Annotated in this window: 20 protein-coding genes and 1 riboswitch; of the genes, 12 read left to right on the plus strand and 8 right to left on the minus strand. The window is 52.9% G+C overall.

Annotated features, from left to right (window positions below):
* Positions 1–26: 26 nt before the first annotated feature.
* The 4 genes from FED52_RS06895 (at position 27) to FED52_RS06910 (ending at position 3,315) form a co-directional block, all read left to right on the plus strand.
* The gene (locus FED52_RS06895; RefSeq protein WP_205729363.1) at positions 27–1,445 is read left to right on the plus strand and encodes an alanine/glycine:cation symporter family protein; all 1,419 of its coding nucleotides are present in this window, start codon (positions 27–29) and stop codon (positions 1,443–1,445) included.
* A gap of 106 nt (positions 1,446–1,551) precedes the next feature.
* Complete coding sequence (locus FED52_RS06900) at positions 1,552–2,373, plus strand: YihY/virulence factor BrkB family protein (RefSeq protein WP_034777670.1); 822 nt, start codon at positions 1,552–1,554, stop codon at positions 2,371–2,373.
* Between the two features lie 79 nt (positions 2,374–2,452).
* Entirely contained in the window at positions 2,453–3,007 is a 555-nt protein-coding gene (locus FED52_RS06905; protein ID WP_138859391.1) for a hypothetical protein, read from the plus strand.
* A 14-nt stretch (positions 3,008–3,021) separates the two neighbouring features.
* Positions 3,022–3,315: a hypothetical protein gene (locus tag FED52_RS06910; protein WP_233004283.1), complete on the plus strand. Its 294-nt coding sequence runs from the start codon at positions 3,022–3,024 to the stop codon at positions 3,313–3,315.
* A 152-nt stretch (positions 3,316–3,467) separates the two neighbouring features.
* On the opposite strand, the gene putP is transcribed toward FED52_RS06910, so the two are convergent.
* Positions 3,468–4,949 carry a sodium/proline symporter PutP gene (gene putP, locus FED52_RS06915; RefSeq protein WP_138859392.1) on the minus strand — a complete coding sequence of 494 codons (1,482 nt, stop codon included), beginning with the start codon at positions 4,947–4,949 and terminating at the stop codon, positions 3,468–3,470.
* A gap of 356 nt (positions 4,950–5,305) precedes the next feature.
* Complete coding sequence (locus FED52_RS06920; RefSeq protein ID WP_138859393.1) at positions 5,306–6,283, minus strand: D-alanyl-D-alanine carboxypeptidase family protein; 978 nt, start codon at positions 6,281–6,283, stop codon at positions 5,306–5,308.
* A gap of 201 nt (positions 6,284–6,484) precedes the next feature.
* Between FED52_RS06920 and FED52_RS06925 the strand changes: the two genes are divergently transcribed.
* From FED52_RS06925 to FED52_RS06945, 5 genes are all read left to right on the plus strand, one after another.
* The gene (locus FED52_RS06925; protein ID WP_138859394.1) at positions 6,485–8,017 is read left to right on the plus strand and encodes an FAD-dependent oxidoreductase; all 1,533 of its coding nucleotides are present in this window, start codon (positions 6,485–6,487) and stop codon (positions 8,015–8,017) included.
* Positions 8,018–8,083: 66 nt separating this feature from the next.
* The gene (locus tag FED52_RS06930) at positions 8,084–9,550 is read left to right on the plus strand and encodes a carboxypeptidase M32 (RefSeq protein WP_138859395.1); all 1,467 of its coding nucleotides are present in this window, start codon (positions 8,084–8,086) and stop codon (positions 9,548–9,550) included.
* An 11-nt stretch (positions 9,551–9,561) separates the two neighbouring features.
* Positions 9,562–10,275: a glycerophosphodiester phosphodiesterase gene (locus FED52_RS06935; protein WP_138859396.1), complete on the plus strand. Its 714-nt coding sequence runs from the start codon at positions 9,562–9,564 to the stop codon at positions 10,273–10,275.
* 252 nt (positions 10,276–10,527) lie between these two features.
* On the plus strand, positions 10,528–11,325 hold the full coding sequence (locus tag FED52_RS06940; protein WP_138859397.1) for a DUF4397 domain-containing protein: 798 nt from the start codon (positions 10,528–10,530) through the stop codon (positions 11,323–11,325).
* A complete protein-coding gene (locus tag FED52_RS06945) occupies positions 11,273–11,911 on the plus strand; it encodes a class F sortase (protein ID WP_240731325.1) in 639 nt (212 codons plus the stop codon). Before FED52_RS06940 ends, FED52_RS06945 begins: the two co-directional genes overlap by 53 nt.
* Positions 11,912–12,016: 105 nt before the next feature.
* On the opposite strand, the gene FED52_RS06950 is transcribed toward FED52_RS06945, so the two are convergent.
* The gene (locus FED52_RS06950) at positions 12,017–12,454 is read right to left on the minus strand and encodes a MarR family winged helix-turn-helix transcriptional regulator (protein WP_034777659.1); all 438 of its coding nucleotides are present in this window, start codon (positions 12,452–12,454) and stop codon (positions 12,017–12,019) included.
* A 90-nt stretch (positions 12,455–12,544) separates the two neighbouring features.
* Positions 12,545–13,603 (minus strand): GTP pyrophosphokinase, encoded by a 1,059-nt coding sequence (locus FED52_RS06955; protein WP_205729364.1) that lies wholly within the window; start codon positions 13,601–13,603, stop codon positions 12,545–12,547.
* Positions 13,604–13,715: 112 nt separating this feature from the next.
* Here FED52_RS06955 and FED52_RS06960 point away from each other — a divergent pair, with 112 nt between their 5' ends.
* Positions 13,716–13,943 (plus strand): hypothetical protein, encoded by a 228-nt coding sequence (locus FED52_RS06960; protein WP_138859398.1) that lies wholly within the window; start codon positions 13,716–13,718, stop codon positions 13,941–13,943.
* A 104-nt stretch (positions 13,944–14,047) separates the two neighbouring features.
* Positions 14,048–14,371, plus strand: a complete 324-nt coding sequence (locus FED52_RS06965; protein ID WP_232819557.1) for a YflT domain-containing protein — start codon at positions 14,048–14,050, stop codon at positions 14,369–14,371.
* A 38-nt stretch (positions 14,372–14,409) separates the two neighbouring features.
* Here the strand turns inward: FED52_RS06965 and FED52_RS06970 are convergent, their stop codons facing one another.
* A complete protein-coding gene (locus FED52_RS06970) occupies positions 14,410–15,447 on the minus strand; it encodes an SDR family oxidoreductase (protein WP_138859399.1) in 1,038 nt (345 codons plus the stop codon).
* Between the two features lie 192 nt (positions 15,448–15,639).
* On the opposite strand from FED52_RS06970, the gene FED52_RS06975 reads away from it, so the two are divergent.
* Entirely contained in the window at positions 15,640–16,935 is a 1,296-nt protein-coding gene (locus tag FED52_RS06975; RefSeq protein ID WP_138859400.1) for a glutamine synthetase family protein, read from the plus strand.
* 49 nt (positions 16,936–16,984) lie between these two features.
* Here FED52_RS06975 and FED52_RS06980 read toward each other — a convergent pair whose 3' ends face one another.
* The 3 genes from FED52_RS06980 to FED52_RS06990 form a co-directional block, all read right to left on the minus strand.
* A complete protein-coding gene (locus tag FED52_RS06980; RefSeq protein ID WP_138859401.1) occupies positions 16,985–18,478 on the minus strand; it encodes a peptide MFS transporter in 1,494 nt (497 codons plus the stop codon).
* Positions 18,479–18,622: 144 nt separating this feature from the next.
* Positions 18,623–19,867 carry an MDR family MFS transporter gene (locus tag FED52_RS06985; protein WP_138859402.1) on the minus strand — a complete coding sequence of 415 codons (1,245 nt, stop codon included), beginning with the start codon at positions 19,865–19,867 and terminating at the stop codon, positions 18,623–18,625.
* Positions 19,868–20,131: 264 nt separating this feature from the next.
* Positions 20,132–21,232, minus strand: a complete 1,101-nt coding sequence (locus FED52_RS06990; RefSeq protein ID WP_138859403.1) for an AI-2E family transporter — start codon at positions 21,230–21,232, stop codon at positions 20,132–20,134.
* A 173-nt stretch (positions 21,233–21,405) separates the two neighbouring features.
* Positions 21,406–21,506: riboswitch (SAM riboswitch) on the plus strand.
* Positions 21,507–21,564 lie beyond the last annotated feature (58 nt).

The raw sequence follows: 21,564 nt of genomic DNA on the forward strand, positions 1-21,564 counted from the left end.
TAACTCCGTAAAAGGAGGGGATGCGCATGGACATTCGCGAGCTCGTCATGCAGGCGAATGATTTGTTATGGACGTACGTACTTATTTTTGTATTGATTGCCGGTGGGCTTTATTTCACGATTCGGATGGGGTTCGTCCAGTTCCGGATGCTGCCTGAGATGTTCAAGCTGTTATTCGTCAAAGGGATCAAGCACGAAAAAGGACAAGTATCGTCGTTCCAGGCGTTCGCCATCGGGACGGCAGCACGGGTCGGGACCGGGAATATCGCCGGCGTCTCGACCGCGATCGCACTCGGGGGACCGGGTGCCGTGTTTTGGATGTGGCTCATCGCGTTGATTGGTTCGGCGTCAGCGTTCGTCGAGAGCACGCTCGCCCAAGTGTACAAAGTGCATGACGGCAAGGCGTGGCGCGGCGGACCGGCCTACTATATCGAACGGGCGCTCGGCCAGCGATGGCTCGGCGTCGTTTTCGCCATTCTGATCACGTTCGCGTTTGGATTTGCATTCAACTCGGTCCAGGCCAACACGATCGCCTTGTCGGTCAACAACGTCTTCGAGATCGATACGCTTTGGATCGGAATTATTTTGGCTGTCGTGACGGGGATCGTCATCTTCGGTGGGATCCGGTCCATCTCGACGCTGTCAGGGATTATCGTCCCAATCATGGCTGGCGGTTATATCTTGCTCGCCCTGTGGGTCGTCTTGACGAATTTGGAGGTCGTCCCGGCCGTATTCTCGGCCATTTTCTCAGAAGGTGTGCTCGGGTTCCGACAACTGCTTGGCGGAGCGGTCGGTGCGGCCGTCTTGCAAGGGATTCGCCGAGGCTTGTTCTCGAACGAGGCGGGGATGGGGTCGGCCCCGAACGCGGCTGCGACCGCCGAGGTCAGTCACCCGGTCAAGCAAGGTCTCATTCAGTCACTCAGCGTGTTCGTCGATACGCTCTTTATCTGTACGGCGACGGCGATGATCGTCCTCATCTCCGGCGTGCCAGGTTCAGAAGATTTCCAAGGCATCGAACTTGCCCAAGAGGCGCTCCTCACCGAGATCGGGCCGGTCGCGACATCGCTCATGACGATCGCGATTTTATTGTTCGCCTTCAGCTCGATCTTGGCAAACTATTATTACGGGGAGACGAACATCGAGTTCATCTCGGAACGGAAAGTGTATCTCGTCATTTACCGGATCGCCGTCATCGGGATGGTGTTGTTCGGTTCGGTCCGTTCGGCCGGGCTTGTCTGGTCGATCGCCGACATCTTCATGGGTCTGATGGCACTCGTCAACATGTACGCCATCTTCCGGCTCAGTAAAGTCGCAAAACTGTTGCTTGATGATTACGTGGCCCAGAAACGAGCAGGGCGCGATCCGGTGTTCAATCGGGACGACGTCGAGCTACCAGGGAAAGAGCACGTCGAAGCATGGGAAGCGAAACGAGAGAATATTAGTTGAGCGTAAGGCAAGGATTGACGTACAGCGCCAGCCTTGCCTTTGCTTGTTAAATCTTTTTATTTCACGTACCGCATTTATATAATAAAAATAGAAAAGAGCGCACGACATGATACAACCCTTTCTTCACACATTCAAACGATTTTTTGCCGAACGATTCTTCGATCAAGCCGCGATGTTGGCTTACTATTTCATCCTGTCCACATTCCCATTTCTATTGTTCGTCCTCGGTATCGTCGGGTGGCTGCCGTTCTCGAGCGGAGACGTCATCTCGGCGTTGTCTTTGGTGATGCCCGAGGCGAGTTATCGATTGTTACAAGGGAACATCGAGGCCATTTTTGATGATTCGAGACTACGCTTGGCCTCGCTCAGCATCTTACCGGCACTTTGGATCTCTTCGATGGCCGTCCAATCGCTCGTTCGCTCCTTAAACGACGCCTATCGACTGATCCGAAACAAAGCGTTCTGGCGCGGGGTGTTGCAAGACATCGCCGTGACGCTCGCGCTCATGTTCGTTTTGCCGTTCTCGTTGCTCGTCCCGGTCATCGAGACGGCGCTACGAGAGTTGGCGACCCATATCATCTTTATCGATGACATCGTCGCCCGATATGCCCAGATTTGGTTCTACTTCCGTTGGATCATCGGGACACTCATCCTGTTCAGTGTCTTCCTGCTCGTCTATAAGTGGTTGCCGAGCCATCGCGGTACATTCCGAGACAGCTGGGCCGGGGCGGCTTTTGCGACAATCGGCATCTTGACAGTTTCGAACGTATTCAGCTACTATTCACAGTATGCAAACTATGAACAGTTTTACGGTCAGCTCGGTGCCTTTATCATCTTGTTGATCTGGTTTTACCTGGCGGCCTCGGTCATCCTTCTCGGGGGACTCCTGAACGCCACGCTCATCGAACAAAAAGAAATATCCGGTTGACGTGTAAATCGTTGTTATCAATCTTTGATTCAGGGAATGATATCGATAAGATCACATCTTTTAATCGGAGGTGGGAAACATGGATATGCAACGGCTCGTACACAATCGTCGTTTCATCGATCAAACATTGTTTTACCTCGCCTTACAATTATGGAAGTGGGTCATGTTACTGCCGATCTTGTTCTATTTGGACGTTGAGATGAGTAGCGCTCCGTTCACCCAGTATGTGATGGTCAGTCTGTTACTGTACGTTGCCTTCCGCGTCATGCAGTACGTGATTGCCGGTCGAGCCTCTTTGATGGAGCTCCTTGAGTTCGGTTATGCGGTCTTATCGCTTCTGCTCGTCCTCTCGTTACTGCTTGAAGTGGCCGCCTCACCGGGAGCCATCGCTTTGATCATTGGTGTGTTCTTGGTTCATCCGTCGCTCGCCTTGCATCATTACCGTGACTTCTCGGAGCGGAAATGGTTGAACAAACAGTTTCAACTGTTTAGCCCGATGTTACGAAAAGGTGAGATTCCAGTCCATGTGCTCGTATTGACAGAGGATGAAATCATCATCACGGCAGAGAGTGGTAAAGAATACACGTATCGACATATTTACTGGGGCGGGTTCTATATTGAAAATGTCTCATGAAGGTGGTCTAGTCATTGAATAGTATCATTGTGATGGTGTTTTGGATCGTGACGTTTATCGTATTCTTCAAAGGGGCGTTCGACATGTGGCGCGAATGGCGCACCACGAAACAACGCTCTGTGTTATATTTTTTTATCGTCTTGATGCTCACCTGGTTCTGGTTCAACCCATATCAGCTGACGGCGCTACATCCGTTCGTCTTGATGGCGTACTATTGGAACCGTAACCGATGGATGCGCAATGCAATGCTCGTCCTTGTGTTGGTACCATTTTTCATTCAATTATGGTTCATGGCGAGAGCGATGTAATCGAGTCTCAAGCCCGCAGATATGATATCTGCGGGCTTTTCTTTAATGCATTGATCACAATGTTCTATAAAACAAGCCGCGTTAGAGTAAAGATACGTGACCGTGCGCAACAAAAAAAACGCGAGCCGTTCGGCCCGCGTTTTTGATTGATGTTATTCTTTTTTCGCAACGGCGAGTTCAGCTTCCATTTCACTGAATTCACGGTTGATTCGTTTTTGTTCACGTTGGCTCGTGAACGTGCTGACGAGAACGATGGCAAGCATACTGAGGAAGAAGCCTGGCACCATCTCATAAATCACGCTCGAGAGTCCAGTCACGATCCAAAGGATGACCGTAATGGCACCGACAAGGATTCCGGCGAGGGCACCTTGACGCGTCATCTTGTTCCAATAGAGCGACAACAGAATCGCTGGACCAAAGGCTGAACCGAAGCCTGCCCATGCATAGCCGACGAGCGTCAAAATCGTGTTCGACGGGCTGAGCGACATGAGAGTCGCGACAACTCCGACCGTTAAGACACCGATTCGACCGGCGAGAACCATCGTCTTCTCACTTGCTTCTTTATTGAAGAACTTGCGATAGAAGTCTTCTGTCAACGCTGACGATGTCACGAGAAGCTGTGACGATACGGTCGACATGACCGCTGCTAGAATCGCAGCGAGCAAGAATCCAGTGATGAACGGGTGGAACAATACTTCTGAGAAGCGGATGAACACCGTTTCCGGGTCAGCCAGGGCATTTCCTTGACCACGGAAGTAGGCGATTCCGACGAGACCTGTCATAACGGCACCGATGATCGAGACTGTCATCCAGCCCATACCGATACGGCGTGCCGTCTTCAATGATTTCACATCACGGATCGCCATAAAGCGGACGATGATGTGCGGTTGACCGAAGTAACCAAGTCCCCAAGCGAGGAGACCGATAATCCCGAGCGTCGACGTCCCTTTAAAGAGGTCGAACAAATCCGTGTTGAGCGTCGTGGCCGTGTTGACGGCGTTAGAAACACCACCGACGTCTGTCAAAGCGACGATTGGGACGAGGACGAGCGCAAGAAACATGATGACACCTTGTGCAAAGTCCGTCCAACTAACGGCTGTAAAACCACCGAAGAGCGTATAAAGAATGACGACGCTAATCGTCACGATGACGCCCATCTGATAGTCAAGCCCGAACGAGCTTGCGAACAACTTCCCACCAGACACAAGTCCGGCTGACGTGTAGAACGTGAAGAAGATGATGATAACGGATGCAGACAGGATCCGTAGCCAGTTCGAGTGATCTCGGAACCGATTCTCTAAAAAGTCAGGAATCGTGATCGAGTCATTTGCCATCTCCGTGAAGACGCGTAGACGGGGAGCGACTAACAAGTAGTTCAAGTAAGCTCCGATGACCAATCCAACGGCTAACCAAATCGCTGATAATCCCGTAGCGTACATTGCGCCCGGAAGTCCCATTAACATCCAACCACTCATATCCGAAGCTCCGGCTGACATGGCGGTAACACCTGGCCCCATTTTACGGCCACCTAACATATAATCTGATGAATCGGTCGTTCGCTTATAGGCGACGTATCCGATGAGGAGCATCATCACGAGATAAAGCGCGATGGATACCCATTCTTGCCATAACATTTGATTACCTCCTGTACGTGTTCAATTGTTGTCGTTTTATCAATCGTAGTCCAACCATGTGTGAATCTCACACAAATGCGTCAAACTTGAATGACTCGGCGAACTTGTGACTAACCATAACGGACCTACTCAATCATTGCAAACTGTCATCTTTTCATAAAAATGGCTCTAAAGCGCATTGTATCAATGGATAAGGCCGATATTTTTCACGGTTAAAGCTTAAATATTCTGACAATTAGTCATATAGGTGTTATCCCTGTGTCATCTGATTGTCATATAACTCGTCTATTTTCTGATGTTTTAACACAACCACCCGCTCTTCCCTGTACAGGGAAGAGCGGGTGGTTGATGTCCATTTATTCATAAGTAATGCCGAAAGCAATCTGTTCAACCGTACGCATCGTCGGGAACGTCTGTCCTGACTTGGCCTGCATGGTTACCAAAGCGTATTGTTTGCCGTCGCGTTCCATCAAGAACACCATCGTGTAGCCTGATTCGTCCGTATATCCGGTTTTCGTTGCGGTGACAAGCTTCGAATAGTGGATGCTCCGCTTGTTGATGGCTGATCCGAGATGATACCACCAACGTCGTTTCAAATCTCCGTCCTGATCGACAAACTTCGCCTCGTATTCGTACGTCCCGGCGATGTCGACTAGCTCTGGATACGTGCCGAACGCGTAAGTGATTTTAGCCATGTCGAGTGCAGTCGTAAAGTGTTCCGGGTCGGAGTAGCCGTGCGCATTCCGAAATTGGGTCCCGGTCAACCCGAGTACTTTCGAACGGGCGTTCATCAAGTCGACGAACTCGGATGTCGAACCGCTTACGTATTCTGCGAGGCTATTGGCGGCGTCATTCCCCGACTCGAGTAACGTCGCATAGAGCGCCTGGCGGACAGTGAGTCGGTCACCGACTGCGAGATGGACGATGTGACTGTCCCACGGGATATCGAGTGTCGACTGTTTCACGGTGACCACGTCTTTGTCGAGCTCGTCTTTGTCGACTGCCGTCTCATAAGCGAGGAGGGCGGTCATCAGTTTTGTCGTACTAGCGGGAAAGACGCGTTCCGATGCGTTCTTATCCACTAAAATCTGACCGTCCGTCAAATTGACGAACGCCATCGACCCGACGAGCAGATCCGGTGTATCGGCTGCTGCAATCGGTTGATGTGTCCATTCCTTGATTGGAATCTCCGGGAAAGTTGGTCCGGATTTGACGGGGACGGCTACCGGAGCGGATGGTTCTGCTTTTGGTTCTGAGTCTTGCTTGAAGCCGATTAGGGCAGGGATGATGGCGAGTAGTCCGATCAAGGCGAGGCCGACGGTCAATCGCCTCATGATGTACGTCTTTCTACGGTGTCTTCGGTTTCGTTTCACTATGTAATCGCTCCTTCATTGTTTACTTTTCTACCATAATGGATGGAGCCTATTGAAATCGTCATCAAAATAAAGAATCAGGTCAATAATTGACGCGTATGAAATGAAGTGTAATGGGTATACACAATAACAGACACTCAACCTACTAAAGGAGGCACCTTCATGCATCGTTATCCATTCACCAATTCCCTGTGGCGTCAACACGACGAGACCGTCCCGTATCCAAAGTTAGAAAGCTCGGTCTCATGTGACGTCGTCGTCATTGGAGCGGGCATCGCCGGGCTCGTGACAGCCTACGAACTACAGCGACGCGGTAAACAAGTCGTCCTGCTCGAGGCGGCCGAGGTCGGACGGGGGACGACCGGTCATACGACGGCGAAATGTTCCGTGCAGCACGGGACCGTTTACTCCAAATTGATTCGAACGTTCAATCATGAGACGGCCCGGCTTTATTATGAGTTCAATCAAGAGGCCCTTCGCTATTTGCAGGGCCAGGTCGCGGACGGTTTCGACATCGATTACGAGACGAAAGATTCTTACTTATATTCTATCGACGGATCGAGCCAACTCGTCGCCGAACGGGAGGCGTATGAGCAGCTCGACCTCGCAGGCGGGGACGCGAAGGAGGAAGTGAATGCCGCGCTCCCGCTCCAAGTGAAACAGGCCCTTGTCATCCGGGACCAAGGCCAATTCCACCCGGTCAAGTACTTGAACGAGCTAGCCGATCGTTTCGTTGAGGCGGGCGGTCGACTCCATGAGAAGACGCGGGCGACTGAGATCAGCTCCGGGCCCCGACCGATCGTCACGACATCGACGGAGCGGCGGGTCCAGGCGAACCAAGTCGTCGTCGCCACCCATTACCCGTTCAATGATATCCGGGGACTTTATTTCTCGAAGTTCGAGGTCGAACGCTCTTATATCGTCGCTTGCGAGACCGAGCAAAGCGTGCCTGAGGGGATGTATTTGAGCGTCGATTCACCGAGTCGGTCGTTCCGTACGTTTCAGGAAGGGGAGAAGACGTACATGCTCGTCGGAGGGGAGGGTCACTTGAGTGGTCACGTGACGGAGACACGCTCGCGTTATGACCGGCTCGAGCGGTTCGCCCATGACGTGTTCGAAACGAAGAAGGCCAGCTTCCGTTGGTCCTCACAAGACTTGATCACACTCGACCATCTCCCCTATGTCGGACAGATGTTTAGCCGGGAGCCGGATGTGTTCGTCGCGACGGGATTCGCCAAGTGGGGGATGACGAACGGGATCGCCTCGGGGCTCCTCTTGGCTGATCTGTTGACCGGTCAGGACAATCGCTTCCGAGAACTATTAAATCCACTCCGTTCCAAGTTCAAGCCGGCGGATGTCGGTCAGTTCTTGAAAACGAACCTCGACACGGCGACCCAGTTCGTCAAAGGTTCACTCGAGAAACCCGGTTCGCTCGACGACCTGCAACTGGACGAAGGAGGCATCGTCCAAGTCGACGGAAAGAAGGTCGGTGCCTATCGAGACCTCGACAACGAATGCCATCTCGTCTCGACACGGTGCACGCATATGGGCTGTACGGTCAATTGGAACGACGCCGAACGCTCGTGGGATTGCCCTTGCCACGGGTCACGATTCGATACGAAAGGGAACGTATTGGAGGGGCCGGCGACGAAGCCGCTCTCATATGAACGGAAAACCGATGTGTCGAAAGAATAGGCAACTTCCTTCGTCTATATTAAAGTAAAGAAGTAACGATATAACTGTCATAGGGGTGGAATCAGAATGGAACTAACAAAGCAGTGGCGTGACCATTTCAAACAATTGCGTGCCTTCGATGAGGCGATTTCTTTACTATACTGGGACATGCGCACCCAGATGCCGGAACAATCGGCACCGCTTCGGGCCGAGACGATCGGCTATCTGTCGACCGAGGCGTTCAAGCGTCAGACGAGCGAGTCGTTCAAAGACTTGCTCGCGCAAATGACCGAGACCGAGGAATTGACGCCGATTGAAGTCCGGTCGGTCGCCGTCGCCAAGACACAGTATGAGCGGAACGCTAAAATTCCTTCATCGGAATATCAGGCGTACGTGACGCTCGTCTCTGAAGCCGAGACGGCATGGGAGAAAGCGAAGGACCAGGATGACTGGCACATGTTCGCCCCATATCTCGAGAAGATCATCGGGTTCCAACGCAAGTTCGCGGAGTATTTCGGCTACGAGTCTCACCCGTATGATGCTTTGCTGTACGACTATGAACCTGGCATGACGGTCGAACAGCTCGATGCATTGTTCCAGACGCTCCGGGACGAACTCGTCCCGCTCATCCGCGAATTGCCGGAACCTGTACAAGGACTCGACTGGGCGATGGACAAGTCGGTCCAACAGCGGTTGTGCGAGGATTGGATGCGTGTCGTCGACTACGATTTGACACGGGGCCGACTCGACGCGACGGTCCATCCGTTCGAGATTACGATCAACCGGCGCGACGTGCGCATTACGACAAAATATGACGAGGCCGACTTCCGCAACGCCTTGTTCGGGACGATGCACGAAGCGGGCCATGCCACGTATGAGCAACAAATCGACTCGGAACTCGACGAGCTCGGGCTCGGAGGCGGGGCCTCGATGGGAATCCATGAATCACAGTCGCTCTTTTTCGAGAATTTTGTCGGGCGAAGCGAAGCGTTCCTGAAGAGCGTCTATCCGCGTCTTCAAACAGAACACCCTGCGCTTCAGGACGTTTCTTTCGAGACGTTTTATGCCGGGGTGAACGAGGCGAAACCCTCTCTCATTCGAATCGAAGCGGACGAGTTGACGTATAGTCTGCACATCATCATCCGTTATGAGCTCGAAAAGAAACTGATCCAAGGCGATCTTTCGGTCGAAGAATTACCAGAGGCATGGAACGCGCTGTATAAGGAATATCTCGGTGTCGATGTCCCGAGTGATGCGAAAGGCGTCCTGCAAGACGTGCACTGGGCCGGCGGTTCATTCGGTTACTTCCCAAGCTATGCACTCGGCTTGGTCTATGCCGCCCAATTGACAGAGGCGCTTCGTGATGCCCATCCAGAGTTTGAATCGCTCGTCAGCAGTGGCGAGTTCGGCCCGATCAAACAGTGGCTCGAAGACAATGTCCATCGTCATGGGAAGGCGCTCACCCCGAACGAATTGATCAAACAAGTGACCGGGGAAGACATCTCGGTACGTCCGCTCGTCCGCTACTTGACGAGCAAATATAAAACGAACTGAGGCGAATACAGATGAGATTCTTCGCGCATCGAGGAGTGATGGCCCGCCATCCCGAAAATACGATGACAGCGTTCCGGGCTGCACTCGAGGCCGGGGCAGATGGGATTGAAGCGGACATTCATATGACGAAAGATGGACGTCTCGTCCTCATCCATGACGAGACGATCAATCGGACGACAGATGGTCAAGGGCGGATCGCCGATATGACGCTATCAGAACTGCGAGCGGTCAACGCGGGCGTCACGTTCGCGGTCCACGAGCAGATTCCGACGTTAGATGAACTGTTCGATTTGTGTCAAGGGACGTCGGTGGTACTGAACCTCGAGGTCAAGACCGATATCGAACGGTATCCCGGGATTGAGCAGCGCCTGGTCGACACGATCCGTAACCGACGTGTCCCTGTTGAACAAGTCGTGTTCTCTTCATTCAATCATGCGACGCTCAAACGTTTGAAACGGTTGGCGCCAGATATCGAGTGTGCGGTGCTCTTGGCCCAACCTCTCTATGACCTTGTGGCGTACTGTGCGAAGGTCGGGGCGACCGCCGTGCATCCGAACGTCCGGACGATGACCGATGAGGAAATCCTACAGCTGCAAGCAAAAGGGCTCGCCGTGCGTCCCTATACCGTCAAGACGGTGCATGACCTCGAACGGTTTCGCCGGCTCGGGGTCGATGCGGTGTTCGTAAACGACATCGACTGGGCCAAAGCACATTCAACCCCGTAACGTTACGCGTTGCGGGGTTTTTACATTAAGGTGAAGGGGAAGTGCAGGTAATGTAAAGAAAGCGGTTTCTTCTCGATGTGCCCAGCGGCATATTCAGAGCACACCGTCACCTTTACGCCATTGCTCCGTTGTCTTAGATTTAAGATGTCACCAGCTACATAGCAATCAGATGTAGCACACTTTGTAGCACGTATCAAACTTGTCGTACGCAGTCAATCGGTCAACCCAAGCAGAAAAAGGAGGAAATTTCACATGAAGAAATTGATGTCTTTACTTGGTACACTCGCCTTGGCGTTTGCACTCATCGTACCGGTCAGTGCGGATGGACACGAGAACGCGATGGTACGTGTACTCCATGCTTCACCTGATGCACCGGCGGTAGATGTCTACGTCAACGGTGAAGTCGCAGTCGAAGGCGCAGAGTTCAAAGCGCTCACCGACTATTTGACACTCCCGGCTGGAGATTACAATGTTGAGATCAAGCCGGCAGGTGATGCCGAGACGGTCGTCGTTGCGGCAGACCTCTCGATCGAAGCAGGCAAGTTCTACACAGCGGCAGCAATCGGCCAACTTGAAAACATCGAAATCGCAGCAATGGAAGACGATGCGAACTTTGAAGACGGTAAATCGAAAGTCCGTGTCGCTCACTTCTCACCTGACGCACCGGCAGTCGATGTAGCCCCTAAAGGTGGCGACCCGCTCTTCTCGAACCTTGAGTTCAAAGCAGTCAGCGACTATGGCACACTCGACGCTGGCACGTATGACCTCGAAGTTCGTCCGGCCGGCGCGACTGACGTCGTGAAGGCACTTGACGGTGTTGCCCTCGAAGGCGGCAAAAACTATACGGCGTTCGCCATCGGACTCCTTGAAGGCGAACCAGCGTTTGAAGTCCTCCTTGCAGCAGACGGCGGTGAAATGGCCGGAGCTCCAGAAACAGGACAAGGCGGTCTCGCTCAGACAGCATCAATGAACTGGTTGCTCGCAGTAGCGGTCCTTGGTGCAGCAGCAGCTGGCTTCTACGTCTTTCGTCGTCAGAAGCAAGACGCTTAAGCTTCTCTTGATTGGAACGCTATCGTTCCTTATGATCGCACCGGGCGCGGACGCACCGGACGCGGACTCGAAACTGACGACCGTCGGTTTCGCCGAACCGCTCGTCTTGTCAGCGACCGAGATCGATCGTCAATCTTTTCACACAGAGACGTTCGTCCCAAAACGACTGAAGATTCCGTCAATTGATGTCGATGCTGTCATCCAACCGGTCGGGAAAGACCGACTCGACCGGATGGATACGCCGACAGACGCTGATGTGGTCGGATGGTATCGTTACGGGGCCAAGGCGGGTGCGACGGGTAACGTCGTACTATCCGGCCATCTCGATGACCTTCGCGGACCGGCCATCTTCGCAAGCCTTGGCGAACTGCGCCTCGGAGAATCGGTGACGCTCCAGCGTAGCAAAAAGGTGATCGAATATGAAGTCGTCTCCGTCGAACGGTACCGACTCGAAGACGTTCCGCTCGCCTCGATCTTTGCGGCGACCCAAGCGACACGGCTTCAGCTCATCACATGTGCGGGCCCGTATGACCCGGAACACGGATATCGTGACCGGATCGTCGTCACGGCAATCGCCAAAGCATAAACGAAGAACCCTCGAACAAGGCAACTGCCTTGACAGAGGGTTCTTCGTTTGTAGGACGACACAAGAAAAACGACTGTGGCCGAAATGAATCGGGCCCAGTCGTTTTTATGCGTCCATTCGATCAAGCAATTTGGACAGAAGAATCAATTCGTCATCTGAAAAGTCTTCGAACACGTCCATCAAGTACTCGATTTTCATATCTTCTAACGTCTCGAACAAGGCACGACCTTCCTCGGTCGCCTGTAACTCGACGACGCGACGGTCGCGTTCGCTACGTTCGCGTGAGATCAACCCTTTTTTCGTGAGCTCATCTGCGAGGGCCGTAATCATCGAAGCCGAGAACTGAAACTCGTTCGATAAGGCCGAGGCGATTTGAGGACTATTTTGACAAAGCGAACGAAGGATGAAGAATTCGTTGCGCGTCAAGTATTGAGAGAACATCGACCGGAGGTTTTTCTTCACTCCGCGATAGTTCATGCGAATCCCTCGCTCAGCATCAGCGACGAGCTGACGGCGGGATGCTGTTTGTACAGGCGTTGTCATCCTCAAGCGTACCTCCTAGGTAAATATCATTATTTGCATATATTTCAGAACATAAAAACATTCTACAACAAAAACATGAAGTCTGTAAAGTTATGATGGCTCTTCACGGATGCGAAGTTCTTGGATGACTTCATCGTAATGTTTCAAGTCCGGATAGAAGCGGCGGAAGAAGAACTCGATCTGCTGGTCATCCCCTTCGGCGAGCAGCTTGGCGAGGACTGCGTAGACGACGCCCATCCCTTGCCGCGGCAATAATGACGACGGTAAGAGCGTCGCACATTGGATGGCCCGGTTGAAGTAACGATCGAGCGTGTCACTCAAGTCCTGGAACGTGCGAATCTCGGCGTAATGGAACATGCGCGTCAATTCGATGATCGTCGACAGGTCGGTGTCGAGCAACCAGTCGCTCTGGAAGATGGCGTTATCGAGCTTCTCGACAGTGACGTCATTGGCGATATAATAGTTCAAGTTGTCCCGGGTGATGCTCACTTTGTCCGGTGACTCGACGATCCGTTCGACTGTCTCCTGCTCGAACATCCGCAGCTGCTTGCGGATGTTGACGAACTCGGAATCAGCGATTTCGAGCAGTCCCGCGACACGGCTGAAGCTGCGTTTGATCTCCGGCGGGACGGCGTTCGGGTTTTTATAGCCTAGGTCGTGCTCAATCTCGGCCCAAGCGTGTTGCAAGATGGACCGGACTTGAATCTCGGCCTCTTTCTCCTCGAAGCGGCGATACTCTCCGAGGGCGAGCCGCTTGTCACTCAAACCGACGACGTAATGGACCGAGAGGTAGCCGAACTCGTTCGGGTCGAGCAGGGTGGATTTATCAATCGACTGTTCACGGTCGATTCGGAACTCGTCCTCAAGGATTTGGGCCACGGCCCGGACGTCGTCATGGAAATAGGTCACGATCCGAATCCCCGCCAAGTCTTGGACGTCGCGCAATGACCGGTATTGGTACGGTTTGCGGGACAGTTTGGCATATAGACTCTCCGCTTCCTTGGCCCGGGCGACGATCGAGTGGAACTGAATCCCGGCGTCATTCAATAGTTCACTGAGAAGCGACTTCAGTTTGGCGGCGAACGCCTCGTAATCCTCTTTCTCATTCATATAGTCGAGCATGATCGTATTCATATCCTGTCTCGGCATCTACATCACTCCTTGTCTCATTATAAGTAGTATAGCATCATTGAAATCGCTGTCGCACCTGTCTGCCGTCCCTATGATACAATACGGCTTGGAACGGGAAGGAGTGTCGCATGTGAGAGTGAGCCATACATTGAAATCGATGGAGCGCGAGAAGCTCGAGATCGTCGCCGGCCTGTTGCAACAGGGCGGTTATCGGGCGGGGAAGATCGATTGGCAGACCGGGATCAATATCGTCCGTCTCAGCCGTGAAGGGGTCTCGTCTGAGCCGGATGAACGGGCACGAATCCAAGGCATCGTCGATCATTTTGGAATCGATGACTGGACCGCCACGTTTTCTTGAGTCCCTCTTTTTCAAATCGCTGACGGAAAATGGGTTTTACGACTCATTTTTCGGGAATAGTATATTATTCGATTTTAGAACAGCGGACGTTTAGGAGGATGAATATGTTAGAAACAAGAATCGTACGGGATATGACCTCGGTCGACCATGAAGTGAATGGAATGGTGTCAGGCGGATGTGTCAACGAGAACATTTACTTATTTGCCAAAGATGAAGAATTGACGGTGCGTCTTGCCGCAGAAGCAGGTGTACAACCATACCGCATCACTGAAAAAGGATTGTGGGAATCGCTCATGTCGAAGTTCACGAAAAACTCGGATGACCGCATCGATCAGCTTGAGAGCCTCGGTCTGACGAAAGAGATGGTCGAGTCCCTCGAAGGTGAAATCCAAGCCGGGAAGATCGTCCTCGTTTGCGACAAATCATAAAAACAGCCGGAACTGATACGGATCAGTCCCGGCTGTTGTCATTTCGTCTCGTAATAGGCGTTCACGATCCGGCGCAGCGAGCGCTCGTTCAAATCGAGCGGTTTGAACCCGGCGTCCTGCAACAGGCGTTTCGTGTTCGCATCCTGGAATGAGATGTTGCGGTTCAAGTACGGGTTGAACACTTTTACCATCTCGTTGAACGTCTGCTCGACGTTGCTCAACGAGGACGTTGCCGTCTCGGTGATTTTCAAATGTGGGAACTCGAGCGCCTGCTTCATATATTCGAGCATCGTCTCGTTGCGCGGCGGGGCATCGTTCGTCACGTTATAAATGGTATCCGGCATGGCGTGTTCGATGGCCGCGAGCAGCACGTCGGCGACATAGTCGACCGGGACGAGGTTTGACGTGCCCGTCTCAGAGCCGAGGAGTCGGATCGGACCGACAGGCGCGCCTTTGCGTTCGAGTCGACGCTTGAACACTTCCAGGGCCCGCATATAGCCGTACATCGTGAACTTCGAATCGGCTTCGCCGGTCTTCGAGTCACCGACGATGATGGCGGGCCGGAAAATGGAGACGGCCAGGTCATGCCGGGCTTCCCAGACGGCTTGTTCGGCATGGGCCTTGCTCTCCTCGTACGGGTTATGGAACGTCTGATCGGTCGCATACAGCGTCTCATCTCCGATCTCGCGTGCCCCGAGCGTATAGGCCGTACTGACGTGGAAGAAGCGGGGGCAGTGCAAAGCTTTCGCGAGGTTAAGCGCTTGCTGCGTCCCCGTCAAGTTCGTCTCGAACAGCTCATCGCGGAGCTCCTCGTCAAATTTGACGAGCGCGGCCATGTGGAGCACCAAGTCGAAGCTCCGCTCATGTTTTTTGATAAACTCATCGTCCGCTCCAAGGAACGGGGCGGTCAAATCCCCGGCCAGCACTGTCATCGAGCGGCGTTCGTCCTGCGAGAACATCGCCTCCACTTTTTCAGGCGTGCGGGCGAGGACACATAACGTGTGGCCTCGATGAATCAACTCGCGGGCGAGCCGTCCTCCTAAAAATCCGGTCGCACCGGTCATAAAAATGTTCACAGCGTTCTTCCTCTCTTTTCAGTCTCTCCCCATCATAACAAGCGACGGCGGAATGAGCCACTGTCAGCCTGATGTTTCAAATTAGGGGTTTAACATTTTTTAAAGTGGGTTATGACTTAAGGAGAAGCGTACGCAAGGTACGTCATGACAGTGTTGATCTGTCAAATAACTTAAGTGAGGTTTTTTAGAATCATGGCTAATCTATTCGGAACTGACAAGGATGGCAACAGGAAGAGGCAAGAAGAGATTGAAAAAACGGCTCAGGAGAAAGGGATCACTCAAATCCATATGTACTTCTCCGACGTGCTTGGAGACTTGAAGCTATTGACTCTCTCTGCAAAATTGTTGCCGGAAGTTTTTGAAGGGAAGACGATGTTTGACGGTTCATCCATCGCTGGTTTTTCTTCCATCAAAAACTCAGACCTATTCTTGAGACCGGATTTAGATCGTCCACGCTACGAACAGGACGGGGACGAGAGCATCCTCGCGTTCTTCTGTGACGTCTGCACGCCAGACGGGGAACGGTATGAGTTCGACCCGCGCAACGTCTTGAAGGATGCCCTCGAGCGCGCTGCTCGTGACGGATACTCGATCTTCGTCGGTGCCGAGCCGGAATTCTTCATCTTCGACGAGAACGGAGAGTTCTATGACGAGGCCGGATACTTCTCGACACGTTCAGAAGACAAAGGCTATGAGGTACGTCAACATATCGCCAACCGGTTGAGCGATGTCGGCTTCAACATCGAAGCGGTCCACCATGAAGTGGCACCAGCCCAGCACGAGATCGGCATCAAGTACGATGACGCGTTGCATACGGCCGACAACATCCAGTTCTTCAAAGAAATCGTCACGTTGGCAGCCCAAGAGAAAAACGCGAAAGTGTCGTTCTTGCCGAAACCGCTCCGCGACGTGAACGGTTCGGGAATGCACCTCAACATCTCGGTCTGGAAGAACGACAAGGACGGCAATCCGACGGTCAACGCGTTCGAAGAGCCGGAGTCGGATTACGGCCTGTCGGTCACAGCCCGTCATTTCATCGAAGGCATCTTGAAGCATGCCCGTGCGACGGCCATCTTCACGAACCCGCTCCCAGAGTCATATGAACGTCTCGTTCCAGGCTTCGAGGCACCGGTCAACATCTGTTGGAGCCCGTCGAACCGCAGTTCGATGATTCGAATCCCGGCGTCACGCGGCAGTGCGACACGCGTCGAAGTCCGTAACCCAGACCCGAGCGCCAACCCATATCTCGCCCTCGCGGCCCTGATTTACGCTGGACTCGAAGGGATCGAGCAACAGCTTGAGCCGTCATCACCGAACGAGGACGACTTGTTTGAGTACTCGGCCAAACAAATCGAGAGTCAAGGCATCTCGTCACTCCCGGCGACCTTCCATGAGTCGATTCAATCGCTCAAGTCGGACCGGTTCCACGATTACTTCAACCATGACTTGATCGACCGCTACTTGTCGCTCATCCAAGTCCGTAAATAAGCAAAGCATACAAAAGCCCATTCCTCGGCCGAGGAATGGGCTTTTACGATTAATGAATGCCACGCATATACTTTTTGATGACCGGGGCGAGTGCGAACAGGATCAGACTGAGGACGATGGCCGCGCCACCGATAATCCCGAAGTAAAGCATCTCGTTCTCCGGTGAATAGAAACGGACGAGTTGAGCGTTGATCCCTTGCGCCGCAGCGTTCGACAAGAACCAGAGCGACATCGTCTGGGCCGAGAAAGCGGCCGGGGCGAGTTTCGTCGTCGCCGACAGACCGACCGGCGACAGGCTGAGCTCACCGAGCACGACGATGAAGTAGCTAAGGACGAGCCAGAGCGGGTTGACGAGCGTGTCCGGGCCTCCGAAATAGGCCGGGAGCAAGATCACCAAGAAACTTAACCCTGCGAACAAGATCCCGAACGCGAATTTCGTCGGGATGCTCGGCGCACGGTCACCGAGTCGGACCCAAAGCCATGCGAAGACCGGTGCGAGCATGATGATGAACAGCGGGTTGAGCGACTGGAACCAGGCCGGTGAGAGCGTGATCCCTAAAAATTCAAGATCGGTCCGCTTATCGGCATAGCTGGCCAAAATCGTCGCCCCTTGCTCTTGAATCGCCCAGAACATGACCGAGGCGATGAAGAGCGGGATGTAGGCGATGATCCGTGACCGTTCGACTTCCGTCGTTTTCGGACTGCGATACATGATAATGAAGTAAATCGTCGGAATGGCGATCCCGAACACACCGACGAGGCCGATGAACGTGTTGATCGTGAACAAACCTTGCGGGATGAGCACGGCCAACAGGCCACCGATGAGGATGACCGCGATCGTCGTATACTTGATCGCGTTTCTCTTCTCAGACGGCGTCAACGGGTTCGGCACATATGAACCGGCAAGACCGAGGTTGCCTTTCTTCGTGACGAGGAAGACGACGAGACCGATGAACATCCCGACCGCGGCGAGTGCGAAGCCCCAATGGAAGCCGTAGCTCTTTTGGACTCCACCGACAATCAAAGGTGAAATGAAGGCACCGAGGTTGATCCCCATATAGAAGATGCTGAACCCGGCGTCACGACGACGGTCCGTCTCGTGATACAGGTCACCGACGATGCTTGAAACGTTCGGTTTCAACAAGCCCGTACCGATGACAATCAGTGCCATCGAAATGAACAAGAACGTCAGGCTGCCTGGAATCGACAAGACGATATGCCCGAGCATGATGAACACGCCGCCAAAGAAGACGGCCCGAGACGTCCCGAAGACACGGTCGGCGAGCCATCCCCCAATGACCCCCGACATGTAGACGAGTGCGCCGTATACCGACATGATTGACAAGGCGACATTCTGGTCGAGACCGAGACCGCCCTCAGATACCTCGTAGTACATGTAGAACACGAGGATGGCGCGCATCCCGTAATACGAGAACCGTTCCCAAAACTCAGTGAAGAATAGTGTGAACAAGCCTTTAGGCTGTCCGAAAAAACCTTTTTGTGGCACGCTGTCCACAATTTTCTGTTTATCGATCCTTTCCATGAAAGATCCCTCCTTAACCGTATCATCATAAAAAAGAATCATTATGTTTGTAAAGAATAAACGAATGAAAAATTCAAAATTTAATGATATTCGAACGAAATAAAAAACCACACTAAACGACTAGGTTCAGTGTGGTTTTATAAGTCAAGCTGTCTTTTGTTTCGCTTCGGCTGCGCTGACGCGGCGTCCAAGTTGCCAATAGATGAGTCCCGACACGCAACTGGCCGCCCCGACGAGGATCAACGCGATATGTCCGGCGCGTTGGTCGAAGAACAGGCTTGCCATGATCGGTGCGGTCACCCCGCCGATCAACCATTGGATGCTGGCGGCCCCGTTGTAGGCACCGCGCATATTCTCCGGAGCGATCAAGGCGATGAACGTCTGTTGGACCGGGGACATGATCATCTCGCCGAGCGTATAGAAGGCGTACACCGCGAGCAAGACGCTGACGAGAACGAGGTACGGTGTCCCGAGTGAATAGAGGAGACGCGGCATGACGGCGATCAGAATCATGCCGACCCCGAAGATGGTCGCCCCGGCGAGCATGACGTTGCCGAACGACTTGCGGCCGAGTTTCGAAGCGATCGGAAACTGGAACAACACGACCATGATGCCGTTCAAGGCGAGCATATAGGCGAACGGGTTCTCACGATCGGTGTACGATGGCATCGACTCTCTCAAGAAGAGGGGCAGCATGCTCTCGATGAGCGAGAAGCCCATCGAGATGAAGACACCGGCAAAGATGAACACGAGGAACACCTTGTCATTGTAGAACACGCGCAGGACATCCCGGTTCGACGGCGTGTCGACATCGGTCGTCTCTGGGAGTGACTCCCGGATGAAGCGACCGAGGACGAGTGCGTACAAGACGAAGACGAGAGCGGCCGAGTAGAAGATATACTGCCGGTCGATAAAGAGGACGGCACTCCCGAGGAGCGGGCCGAATGCAGCCCCGATATTGTGCCCCATCCGCAACAGCCCGAACGCCTCGTTCATCTGTTCGGGCTCGGTCACATCGGCTACCATCGCGCTTGCGGCCGGGTGGAACAATGAGTTCGTCAAACCGAGCATGGCGTTCAAGAGAAGGAGCGGCCAAAACGTTTCGGCGAAGGCGAAACCGACAAGGGCGAGGGCGTCGCCGAGAATGGCAGCCATCATGATCGGTTTGCGGCCATACAGGTCTGCGAGCCGTCCACCGACGACCGATCCGATGAGCGCCATGATCGGTCCGGTCGCCATGATGACCCCGACCTGGATATAACTGTCGAGCTTGTCGCTATAGTAGAGGACGAGGAACGGTGCGATCATGAACATCATGACACCGGTGATCGTCTCTCCGAGGAAGCGGATCCAAATGTTACGGTCGAGCTGTTTGAGTGATTGAATCATTAAGGTCACCTGCTTTAGTTGATAGAATAAGAAAAGGGACGCAGCATGCTCAAAGGCATACGCGTCCCTACGATCTTAGGCATGCCTCGGAAGGCAGGCGACATCACGGATTCAAATCACGGAGAGGCGCCTGCCGGTCAATATGAACTTGGACGTGCGAGCGTTGAATGACTGACATCGGTACCTCTCCTTTCTGCATTGGACTGTCTTCTCTTCAAGATTATGATATTTCCGTGAAATGTGTCAACATAAATCGTCAATGTGTCATAATAATTCGTTCAAATTCTTTCGGCTGAGCCGGTAGTCGATCAACCGAGAGAACACGACTTGAATCATCGCCGTGACCGGGACACTGATGAACATCCCGACGAGACCGAACAGGCTACCTCCGATGATGATCGAGGTGATGACCCAAAACGGGGTGATGCCGACGCTGTCGCCGAGAATCTTCGGGCCGAGCCAAAGTCCGTCGAATTGTTGCAACAAGAAGATGAACAAGAGGACGATGAGCGCCGTGAACGGGTCATAGAAGTAGGTGATGATAAACGCTGGAATCATCCCGAGCAGCGGTCCGACGTACGGGATGAAGTTCAAGACACCGACGATGACGCCGAGTAGAAGCGCGTAAGGTGCCCCGATAATCAACAGACCGGCGACGGCCAACACCCCGATGATGAGGCAGTCGAGCGACTTCCCGATGATATAGCGTTTGAAGATGTAATCCATCTCTTGAAAGATGTCGATCGTCGTCTTGGCTGCCGCGACCGGGAACATCGCATACAACAGCCGCTTGAACATGCGGGCAAAAATCTCTTTGTCTTTTAACAGATAAATCGAGATGACGATCCCAATCAAGAAATTGATGAGCGTCATCGTGAAGCTCGACACGTAGCTGACCGACGACAAGACGGCGGTCTCGACCCAGCCCGAGTAGCGCTCCTCGAAGCGGCTGAAATCGATAGCTTGGGCGATCGTCGCGTTGTACTCTTTCAAGTACGTGTTCAACTGGGCGAGGAACCCGTCAATCTGTCGGATGTAGAACGGGAGCTCTTCGATGAGTGAGGCGAGGCTCGAATAAATGCGTGGGAACAGCGTCACCGCAGAGATGACAAGAATCCCGATGAAGACGATGTAAACGATCAGCAAACCTTGATAGCGTTTTAATTGAAACCGTTCTTCTATATAGGACAGGACGGTATTCAGGAGCAGCGCGATGGCAATTCCCATGATAATCGGCGTCAGCAACTGGAACGTGTAGTGCAACACACTAGAAATCGTGTCCGGTTCACTGATGACTTTCCATAGGACGAGCAGGATCAGGCCGATCACGCTCAACTTCCAAATCAATTGACGGTTTAATTCCAAAGGTCCATCCCCTCATGTTTTAAATTTTGTAGAATAACGTTCACTTTCACTATGAACGTTTTTTTATCGGGATTCAATAGGCACACCTATTTTCGAAAAAGGATTGACAAGATTGGTAACGTTTGGTTAACTAAGTGACATATTACAAAAAGACAAATCGCATATAAAAACACTTTCTATCAAGAGAAGCGGAGGGACTGGCCCGATGAAGCTTCAGCAACAGATTGATTCAATACTGTGCTAATTCCAGCAAGGTGACCTTGAGAGATGGAAAGGTGGTTGTTTGAATACGTCCGTATCTCGACACCCCTTTCCGCGGAAAGGGGTGTTTT

Origin of the sequence: Exiguobacterium mexicanum, assembly GCF_005960665.1 — a bacterium.
Taxonomy (GTDB): domain Bacteria; phylum Bacillota; class Bacilli; order Exiguobacteriales; family Exiguobacteriaceae; genus Exiguobacterium; species Exiguobacterium mexicanum_A.

What these genes read in the sequence shown, in the direction of transcription:
- FED52_RS06925 (WP_138859394.1), top strand. Translation starts at nt 6,485, where the DNA reads ATGCATCGTTATCCATTCACCAATTCCCTGTGGCGTCAACACGACGAG.
- putP (WP_138859392.1), bottom strand. Translation starts at nt 4,949, where the DNA reads ATGTTATGGCAAGAATGGGTATCCATCGCGCTTTATCTCGTGATGATG.
- FED52_RS06935 (WP_138859396.1), top strand. Translation starts at nt 9,562, where the DNA reads ATGAGATTCTTCGCGCATCGAGGAGTGATGGCCCGCCATCCCGAAAAT.
- FED52_RS06980 (WP_138859401.1), bottom strand. Translation starts at nt 18,478, where the DNA reads ATGGAAAGGATCGATAAACAGAAAATTGTGGACAGCGTGCCACAAAAA.
- FED52_RS06895 (WP_205729363.1), top strand. Translation starts at nt 27, where the DNA reads ATGGACATTCGCGAGCTCGTCATGCAGGCGAATGATTTGTTATGGACG.
- FED52_RS06985 (WP_138859402.1), bottom strand. Translation starts at nt 19,867, where the DNA reads ATGATTCAATCACTCAAACAGCTCGACCGTAACATTTGGATCCGCTTC.
- FED52_RS06940 (WP_138859397.1), top strand. Translation starts at nt 10,528, where the DNA reads ATGAAGAAATTGATGTCTTTACTTGGTACACTCGCCTTGGCGTTTGCA.
- FED52_RS06905 (WP_138859391.1), top strand. Translation starts at nt 2,453, where the DNA reads ATGGATATGCAACGGCTCGTACACAATCGTCGTTTCATCGATCAAACA.
- FED52_RS06955 (WP_205729364.1), bottom strand. Translation starts at nt 13,603, where the DNA reads ATGCCGAGACAGGATATGAATACGATCATGCTCGACTATATGAATGAG.
- FED52_RS06950 (WP_034777659.1), bottom strand. Translation starts at nt 12,454, where the DNA reads ATGACAACGCCTGTACAAACAGCATCCCGCCGTCAGCTCGTCGCTGAT.
- FED52_RS06900 (WP_034777670.1), top strand. Translation starts at nt 1,552, where the DNA reads ATGATACAACCCTTTCTTCACACATTCAAACGATTTTTTGCCGAACGA.
- FED52_RS06920 (WP_138859393.1), bottom strand. Translation starts at nt 6,283, where the DNA reads ATGAGGCGATTGACCGTCGGCCTCGCCTTGATCGGACTACTCGCCATC.
- FED52_RS06965 (WP_232819557.1), top strand. Translation starts at nt 14,048, where the DNA reads ATGTTAGAAACAAGAATCGTACGGGATATGACCTCGGTCGACCATGAA.
- FED52_RS06975 (WP_138859400.1), top strand. Translation starts at nt 15,640, where the DNA reads ATGGCTAATCTATTCGGAACTGACAAGGATGGCAACAGGAAGAGGCAA.
- FED52_RS06930 (WP_138859395.1), top strand. Translation starts at nt 8,084, where the DNA reads ATGGAACTAACAAAGCAGTGGCGTGACCATTTCAAACAATTGCGTGCC.